This window comes from Vibrio fluminensis (genome assembly GCF_015278125.1).
GTDB classification, from domain to species: domain Bacteria; phylum Pseudomonadota; class Gammaproteobacteria; order Enterobacterales; family Vibrionaceae; genus Vibrio; species Vibrio fluminensis.
Window position 1 is genome coordinate 1 of sequence record NZ_JADILO010000093.1, and the last position, 370, is coordinate 370.

General features: G+C 49.2%; 3 tRNA genes. All 3 read right to left on the bottom strand.

Going from position 1 to position 370, the window contains the following annotated elements:
* Positions 1 to 3: 3 nt before the first annotated feature.
* Positions 4 to 88 (bottom strand) — tRNA-Leu (locus IRQ95_RS22055).
* A gap of 78 nt (positions 89 to 166) precedes the next feature.
* Positions 167 to 241 (bottom strand) — tRNA-Gln (locus IRQ95_RS22060).
* A gap of 34 nt (positions 242 to 275) precedes the next feature.
* Positions 276 to 360, bottom strand: a tRNA-Leu gene (locus IRQ95_RS22065).
* Between the last annotated feature and the right edge of the window lie 10 nt (positions 361 to 370).

Here is a 370-nt window from a genome sequence, read left to right on the forward strand (position 1 = left end):
TGATGGTGCGGTCGGAGAGACTTGAACTCTCACACCTTGCGGCGCCAGAACCTAAATCTGGTGCGTCTACCAATTCCGCCACGACCGCAGCAAACTTTATAGTTAAAAAGACGATTGGCAAGTCTTAGTAACGTTGTCATGTCGATTGCTCAACATGTCTAAATAATGGCAGGTCTACCTGGATTCGAACCAGGGAATGCCGGCATCAAAAGCCGGTGCCTTACCGCTTGGCGATAGACCTACAGGCAATAACTTCATCAAAGTTATTTAATTGATGGTGCGGTCGGAGAGACTTGAACTCTCACACCTTGCGGCGCCAGAACCTAAATCTGGTGCGTCTACCAATTCCGCCACGACCGCAGCAAACTTT